The 6,971-nt window shown below is 76.6% G+C and carries 7 protein-coding genes and 1 pseudogene; 4 read left to right on the forward strand and 4 right to left on the reverse strand.

Translation table 11 applies throughout. The features are described 5' to 3' along the window. On the reverse strand, positions 1–352 hold a 352-nt coding region (locus PYV61_RS18330), incomplete at its 3' end, for a DUF6597 domain-containing transcriptional factor (protein WP_275834282.1). 82 nt (positions 353–434) lie between these two features. On the opposite strand from PYV61_RS18330, the gene PYV61_RS18335 reads away from it, so the two are divergent. Then, complete coding sequence (locus PYV61_RS18335; protein ID WP_275834284.1) at positions 435–692, forward strand: hypothetical protein; 258 nt, start codon at positions 435–437, stop codon at positions 690–692. A 74-nt stretch (positions 693–766) separates the two neighbouring features. On the opposite strand, the gene PYV61_RS18340 is transcribed toward PYV61_RS18335, so the two are convergent. Then, positions 767–1,756: a glycoside hydrolase domain-containing protein gene (locus tag PYV61_RS18340; protein WP_275834286.1), complete on the reverse strand. Its 990-nt coding sequence runs from the start codon at positions 1,754–1,756 to the stop codon at positions 767–769. 291 nt (positions 1,757–2,047) lie between these two features. Here PYV61_RS18340 and PYV61_RS18345 point away from each other — a divergent pair, with 291 nt between their 5' ends. The 3 genes from PYV61_RS18345 to PYV61_RS18355 all read left to right on the forward strand — a co-directional run bounded on the left by PYV61_RS18345 (position 2,048) and on the right by PYV61_RS18355 (position 3,973). Beyond that, positions 2,048–2,734 (forward strand): DUF4142 domain-containing protein, encoded by a 687-nt coding sequence (locus PYV61_RS18345; RefSeq protein WP_275834288.1) that lies wholly within the window; start codon positions 2,048–2,050, stop codon positions 2,732–2,734. A 154-nt stretch (positions 2,735–2,888) separates the two neighbouring features. After that, complete coding sequence (locus PYV61_RS18350; RefSeq protein WP_275834290.1) at positions 2,889–3,695, forward strand: DUF4142 domain-containing protein; 807 nt, start codon at positions 2,889–2,891, stop codon at positions 3,693–3,695. After that, the gene (locus tag PYV61_RS18355; RefSeq protein WP_275834292.1) at positions 3,695–3,973 is read left to right on the forward strand and encodes a hypothetical protein; all 279 of its coding nucleotides are present in this window, start codon (positions 3,695–3,697) and stop codon (positions 3,971–3,973) included. Before PYV61_RS18350 ends, PYV61_RS18355 begins: the two co-directional genes overlap by 1 nt. Positions 3,974–4,057: 84 nt before the next feature. Here PYV61_RS18355 and PYV61_RS18360 read toward each other — a convergent pair whose 3' ends face one another. Together PYV61_RS18360 and PYV61_RS18365 are read right to left on the reverse strand one after the other, a co-directional pair. After that, complete coding sequence (locus PYV61_RS18360) at positions 4,058–6,523, reverse strand: prolyl oligopeptidase family serine peptidase (RefSeq protein WP_275834294.1); 2,466 nt, start codon at positions 6,521–6,523, stop codon at positions 4,058–4,060. A gap of 163 nt (positions 6,524–6,686) precedes the next feature. Then, a pseudogene (locus PYV61_RS18365) lies at positions 6,687–6,971 on the reverse strand (hypothetical protein); the annotation flags it as partial.

Raw genomic sequence — 6,971 nt, forward strand, 5'->3', positions numbered from 1 at the left:
CGTCCCCCTCCGCCTCGCCGAGCACGAGGGCGAGCGGCAGGCGCAGCCCGCGCAGGCGCGACGCGGGCACGCCGAGCAGGGCGGCGCCGCGGTCCGGCCACAGCCGCACCCCGCGGAAGCGTACCGCGCCCTCGAGCCGCACCCGCGGCGCCGCCAGCGCCGGGCCGGCGAGGACGGCCAGCGGGGGCGCCCCCGCGCGGGTCTGCACGCCGACCGACACGCACCCGTCCGGCCAGACGTGGTGGTCGTGCCCGCCGTCGGGCGGGAGGTCGGCCTCGAACCACCAGTGGCTGAGCGCGTCGTCGGCGAGCGCGGGCGCGGGGGCGAACTCGCGGTAGTGCAGGGCGGGCATGCGCCTACGGTCGCACCCCGCGCCCGGCGCCGCGAGGCCCGGGGCGTGCACCCGTCGGCGGCCCCCACACCAGGAGCGACCGATGACCAAGCGCGATCCCGACCGCAGCACCGGCCCCGACGAGGCCGGGAAGGCCGCCGGCCCCACCGCCGGGCACGCCGTCCACAACGAGGACGCCGCCCTCGGCCTCGCCGGCGCCCCCGAGCGCGACGACGAGCGCGCGATGCGCGAGGAGGGGGAGGCCGGCCTCGAGCTCGGCGCCCAGTCGCTCGGCAGCCAGAGCAACGCCGCGCGGCGCGTGGAGGCGTTCAACGTGCCGGGGCAGGGGAAGGACGCCTAGCGGACTGCGGGCTGCGGGCTGCGGATTCGAGATCCGCCGCCCGCAGCCCGCAGCGTCCGCCCCCCGGAGGGTCGTCAGTCGGCGGCCACCGTCTCCGTCTGCGCGTACAGGCTCGCGTACTGGTCCGACGGCGACGGCACCGAGGCGACGTTCACGTCGATCGGGAGCGAGACGCCGCCGTGGTGCTCGACCACGTCCAGCACCCCCTGCCACACGCCCGCGAAGGCGTGCCCCACGTCGGTCGGCGAGGCGCCGCGGTGGAAGCCGCGCCCGCTCGCCACCCACATCGGCGGCTCGGCGTCGACGCCGGCCGCGCGGTACTCGGCCACCAGGTCGCGGTACACCGCGTCGGCGTTGTGCGCGTGCACGTACACGCCCGGCACGTAGCGGCCGTCGGCGAGCAGCGCGCGCGTCCAGGCGCGGTAGTAGTCGCGCATCGCCTGCGGCATGCGCTCCATCCGCTCGATGTCGAGGTAGACCACCGTCCCGCGCGCGAACCCCTCGGCGATGGTGCGCGAGATCGCGTCGGCGGCCTCGGTCACGCCGCGCGGGCCGCTCACGAAGTGCGTGTCGCAACGCTTGCCCGCGCGCTCGGCGAGGCGCGCCGCGGGCGAGGCCGGCTTGGGCACGCGGTCCCACGTCTGCTGGCCGACGTACACGACCGCGAGCCCCCACCCCATCGCCGTCAGCGTCGCGCGCTTGCCGCTCCACGACGGGTCGCGGTGGCACGGGGCGGGGAGGTAGTAGCCCACCCACTCGTACACGCCCGCGTCCTTCCACGTGCGCATCGTGCGGTCGCCCGGGTACACGCTCGTGTCGAAGCCGAGGTGGCGGCCCGCCGCGCCGTCGTTGGACGCGAGCTGCAGCAGGTCGGCGCGCGTCGCGGCCTCGTCGTACGCCGCCGCCACGGCCGCGCCCGGCCCCGTCGTCTCGATCGACGCGAGCACGCCGACGCCGCTGCGCAGCACCCACGGCGTGGCGACCACGGCCGCCGCCGCGGCGCACAGCCAGGACGCGCGGGCGCGGCGCAGGAGCCGTCGGGCGAGCAGGGCGGAATGGGTCATGGCGGCGTGGGCACGAGGAGGAGGCGCGCGACGCTCGGCGGCCGTCCGCGGGGCGGAGGCGTCGTGTGACGCGCATCACGTGGTACGCATCCTAGGCACTCCGGTTCCGCTCCGGCGCCGCGCGTTCCGGCCGCGTCGCGGTCGTCGCTGACTGTGTGGCCAGACGTGCCGCCCGCGGGATCCGCCGCGCGGTTGCGTCGCGTAGCATGCGCTTTGCCCGCCTCCGCCTCGCTGGCGCGCGGCGCCGGCGTGACACGACCAGACTCACGCGACACGGCAGCGAGGTTACAGATGCGGCATATCGGGAAGTGGGGCGCGGGCGCGTTGCTCGGCGCGACGCTCGCGCTCGGCGCATGCGGCGGGGGCAACGACGCCGCCGACGACGCGAGCACGAGCGGGACGGCGGCGGGCGAGGTCGCGCCGGGCGGGACGGCGGGCGCGATGGGCGCGGCCGGCGACTCGGCCGCGATGGCCGGCGCCGGCGGCGCGACGGGCGACCTGGCCACGATGAGCGAGCCCGACGTGATGGCGGTCGTCGGCGCGTCGAACGCCGGCGAGATCGCGACCAGCGACGTGGCGATCACGATGGCGACCGACGCCGACGTGAAGGCGTACGCGCGCAAGATGGTGCAGGAGCACCAGGCGATGCAGAAGCAGGCCGACCAGCTCGCGACGAAGCTCAACGTGACGCCCGGGACGCCGGCGCGCGCGCGAGAGAAGACCGACATGGCCAACCAGATGGCCGCGCAGCTCAAGGGGCTCGGCAAGGGCCAGGCGTTCGACCGGCAGTACATGGACGGGCAGGTGCAGGCGCACCAGCAGACGCTGACCGAGCTGCAGGCGCTGCAGAACACCGGCAACGCGGAGCTGCGCACGCTGATCCAGGGCGCGATCCCGAAGGTCCAGGCGCACCTCGAGGAGGGGCAGCGCCTCCAGCAGCGGCTGGGCGGGGCCGGCACGGCGACGACGGGCGGCTGAGATCGCACGCCGCGCGCGGCGCGGATCACGCCCGCGCGCGCCCGCGCCCGTCGGCCCCCGCGGCCGGCGGGCGCGCTGGCATGCGCCCCGCACTGCAACGGCCCCGCGGCGCCACGGCCGCCGCCCGACGACGGAACGCCACGGAGGGAGACAGATGCACCATAGAGCGTACGAACGGACTGCCTGTCGCGCCGCGCGGGCGCGCGTCGCCCCCGCGCCGCGCACGGCCACGCGCGACCTGCTCGCGCTCGCGGCGGCGGCGCTGACCGCGCTGGCCGCGATGGGGATCACCGGCTGCGGCGGCGGCGACGACGTGCGCGGGTCGGCGCCGGCGCGCAGCGGCGCGAGCGGCGGCGAGGTCGCCGTCCCGGGCGCCACGGCGAGCGTGCCGGACACGGCGTTCCTGCCGGGCACCGCGGGGAGCAGCACGGCGGCGGTCGGCAACGCCGGCGGCGCCATCGGCACGCCGGGCTCGGGCGCGGTGCAGAGCGGCGACCCGAGCGACGCGGCCGTGCGCTCGCTGCTCGACGCGATCAACGCGGGCGAGACGGAGGCCAGCACGGTCGCCGCGACCAAGGCGCAGCACGCCGAGGTGCGGCGCTACGCGCAGGCGATGCTCGCCGCGCACCGCCAGCCGGCGCTCGACCGCGGCATCGAGGCGGCGGGGACGAACAGCGCCAACGACCTGATCGTCCCGCTGACGGACGCGCACCGGAAGACGATGCAGCAGCTGCAGTCGCTGGACGCGGGGCCGGCGTTCGACCGCGCGTACATGACCGCGCAGGTGCAGGCGCACGAAGGGGCGCTGCAGGCCCTCGAGCGCGCCGAGACGGCGGCCGGCGACGCGACGCTGGTCGACCGCGTGCGCCGCGCGCAGGGCGACGTCGAGCGCCACCTCGCGGAGGCGCGCCGGGTGCAGGCGCTGGTGCAGTCTAACGCCGCGCGCGGGGGGCGGTCGTGATGAAGCGCGCCGCCATCGTCCTGACGCTGCTCGCCGCGTGCGGCGGCGGGCAGGAGAACCGCCCCGAGTTCGCCAACGACGGCGACACGGGCGCCGCCGCCCCGGCCACGCAGCAGACGCTGAGCCCCAACCCCGCGATGGGCGACAGCACGCAGGGGCTGCAGGACCGCACCGGCCAGCGCGGCGTCGCCGGCGACTCGGGGAACCCCGCGGTCACGCCGCTCGACACGAGCAAGGGGCAGAACCCCCCGCCGGTGCCGCCGCCGAAGCAGCCGTGAACGAAAACGCTGCGGGCGGCGGGCTGCGGATTCGAAACCCGCCGCCCGCCGCCCGCAGCGTTCACGGAGCCGTGCCGCCCGCGATCACTCCATGGCGGTCGCCTTCTCCTGCTTCGGCTTCACGTACCGGTCGAGCCACGTCACCATCTCGTACAGCGTGTGCCCGATGCTCTCGCGCGCGCGGTACCCGTGCGCCTCGGCCGGGAGCTGGACGTAGCGCGCCTTCACGCCGTTCCCCTTGAGCGCCGCGTAGTACCGCTCGCTCTGCACCGGGAAGGTGCCCGTGTTGTCGTCGGCCATGCCGTGGATCAGCAGGATCGGCGTCTTCACGCGGTTGGCGTACGTGAACGGCGACATCTCGGTGTAGAGCTGCTGCGCCTTCCAGTAGTCGCGCTCCTCGCCCTGGAAGCCGAACGGCGTCAGCGTGCGGTTGTAGGCGCCGCTGCGCGCGATGCCCGCCTTGAAGATGTTGGTGTGCGAGAGGAGGTTCGCCGTCATGAAGGCGCCGTACGAGTGCCCGCCGACGCCGACGCGGTCGCGGTCCGCGACGCCCATCTCCACGATCTTGTCGACCGCGGCCTGCGCGCTCGTCACGAGCTGCTCGACGTAGGTGTCGTTCGACTCCTTCCCCGGCTTGGCGACGATCGGCATGGTGGGGTTGTCCATCACGCCGTAGCCCTGCGACAGCAGGAAGAGGTGGCTGGCGCCCGACGGCCGCGTGAAGCGGTAGGGCGAGCCGACGACCTGCGACGCCGCCTCCGCCGAGCCGTACTCCAGCGGGTAGGCCCAGAGGAAGAACGGGAGCGGGCCGTCCTTCGCCTTGTCGTAGCCGGCCGGCAGGTACACCGTCGCCGACAGCTCGACGCCGTCGGGGCGCTTGTACGTCACCAGCTGCGACGTGACGCCGGCGTACTGCGGCGCCGGGTCCTTGAACGCGGTGAGCTGGCGCGGCGCGCTGCGCTTGACCGTCTCGCGCGCCCAGTAGTTCGGGACCTCCTTCGTCCCCTCGCGGCGCGTCAGCACCGTGCCGCCGTCGGGGTCGAGCACCGCGACCGGCTCCTCGTAGTACGGCGCCTCGGAGCGGAAGACGCGCTCGGTCTTGCCGGTCGCGAGGTCGTAGCGGTCGAGGAACGGGCGGTCGCCCTCGGGCGACGCGCCCTGCCCGCCGAGGAAGGCGTACTTGCCGTCGCTGGTGGTGAGCAGCGCGGGGCGGCCGTACCTGTTGGGCGCGAGCTCGAAGCGCCCCGGGTCGCCGTAGCGGTCCTCGGAGGAGCGGTCGAACACCTTGCGCGGCGCGGCCGACGGGTTCGACGGGTCGATCGCCCAGGTGCGCGTGCGGCGCGTGCGGCGCCAGTTCTCGGTGACGAACGCGAGGTCGTTGCGCGCCCACGTCACGCCGCCGCCGCGCCACTCGAGCTGCGCGTGCTCCACCGGCTGCCCGGCGAACGGCGCGGCCAGCGACTTCACCGCGTCGCGCTTGGCCGCCGGCTTGGCCGGGTCGCCGCCGTCGAGCGCCTCGACCCACGCCAGCGTCGCCGGCGCGTCGGCGCGCCACGACAGGTTGCGCGGCCCGACCGGCACCTGGTCGAAGCGGCGCGACGCCTGCTCGTCGAGCGGCGAGTCGTCGAGCTTGCGCACGACCTTGCCCGACAGGTCCCACACCTCGGCGAGGCTCGGGAAGGAGTTGAGCGTGACGAGGTACGAGTACGGGCGGTGCGTCGTCTCGACCAGCAGCCAGCTGCCGTCGGGCGACGGCGCGACGCGCGTGCGCAGCGCCGGCTGGCCGAGGCGCGTCGCCTGCCCGTCGAGCCCGATGAGCGCGACCTGCGACGTCAGGTAGTGCTCCATGAGCGCCTCGTCCGCGGGGCTCTTGAGCAGGTCCTGGAACGTCGGGTTGGGGGCGGCCTTCCCCTCGGACTCCTGCGAGATCGGCCCCGTCGGGGTGGCCGACGCCACCGGGGGCGCGCCGCGGCCGGCGGGGATGGTGAGGCAGGCGAGGCGCGCGCTGCCGACCCACGCGCAGGGGGCGCCGGTGGTCGCGTTGAGCGCCAGCGACGAGAGGCGGCGCGCGCTCACCGGGGCGCCGGCCACCCCCGCCGGGACGTCGGCCGCCCAGAGGGTGATCGACGCGGGGCCGGTCACGGTGAAGGCGATGCGCTTCCCGTCGGGGGCCCACATCGGCTGCCCGATGCGACCGGCCCCCGCGGGGACGGTGATGGCGCGGGTGGCGGTGCCGTCGAGCGCCTGGAGCGCGAGCCCCGTGTACGAGACGTCGCGCGACCCGCCGTTGGTGCGCGGGTTGAGGCGGAGCCCGGCCAGCCGCAGCTCGGGCGCCCCCACCTCGTCGATGCCGGGGAGGCCGCGCCGGCGCAGGTGGAGGAGCCACTTCCGGTCGGGGCTCACGGAGACCGCGGGGAGCGGCTCGGCGTCGAGCGCCTGGGCGATGGGCTGCGGCGGCTGCTGGTACGCCAGCTGGGCGGCGGCGGGGGCGGCGACCAGGGCCGACGCGAGCGCGGCCCCCGCGGCGAGCGGACGGGCGGGGCGGGACATGGGGCGGCGGGGCCAGGGTGGGACGGGCGGTACGCGACGTCCGCCGGGACGATCCGAGGATCGGGGCGGACGCCGTAACTGGCATCGTGGGGCTACGCGGCGCAACGCGGCAGCGCTGCGGGGCGTGCCCGGCTGCAGGCCCGGCTGCGGGCCCGGCCGCGGCTCAGGGCGCCGGCGGGGCCAGGACCTGCAGCACGGTGCCGGCGGCGGGGAGGGCGACCTCCACCGGTTCCGCCGCCCGCCCCTCGTGCACCACGACCAGCGCCGCCCGCGCCCCGGCCGGGAGGTGGCAGAAGCGGAACGCCCCCGCCTCGTCCGCCGCCGCCTCGAGCAGCTGCCCGGCCGGCGTCACGGTCGCGCGCGCCCCCGGCTGCACCCCGGCGTCGGCGGGGAGGCGCGCCAGCGCGCGCGCGGCCGCCGCCGGCGTGGCGTCGGCCGCCACCACGGC

It is taken from the genome of Roseisolibacter sp. H3M3-2 (genome assembly GCF_029211165.1).
Lineage (GTDB): Bacteria > Gemmatimonadota > Gemmatimonadetes > Gemmatimonadales > Gemmatimonadaceae > Roseisolibacter.

What these genes read in the sequence shown, in the direction of transcription:
- PYV61_RS18355 (WP_275834292.1), top strand. Translation starts at nt 3,695, where the DNA reads ATGAAGCGCGCCGCCATCGTCCTGACGCTGCTCGCCGCGTGCGGCGGC.
- PYV61_RS18335 (WP_275834284.1), top strand. Translation starts at nt 435, where the DNA reads ATGACCAAGCGCGATCCCGACCGCAGCACCGGCCCCGACGAGGCCGGG.
- PYV61_RS18360 (WP_275834294.1), bottom strand. Translation starts at nt 6,523, where the DNA reads ATGTCCCGCCCCGCCCGTCCGCTCGCCGCGGGGGCCGCGCTCGCGTCG.
- PYV61_RS18350 (WP_275834290.1), top strand. Translation starts at nt 2,889, where the DNA reads ATGCACCATAGAGCGTACGAACGGACTGCCTGTCGCGCCGCGCGGGCG.
- PYV61_RS18340 (WP_275834286.1), bottom strand. Translation starts at nt 1,756, where the DNA reads ATGACCCATTCCGCCCTGCTCGCCCGACGGCTCCTGCGCCGCGCCCGC.
- PYV61_RS18345 (WP_275834288.1), top strand. Translation starts at nt 2,048, where the DNA reads ATGCGGCATATCGGGAAGTGGGGCGCGGGCGCGTTGCTCGGCGCGACG.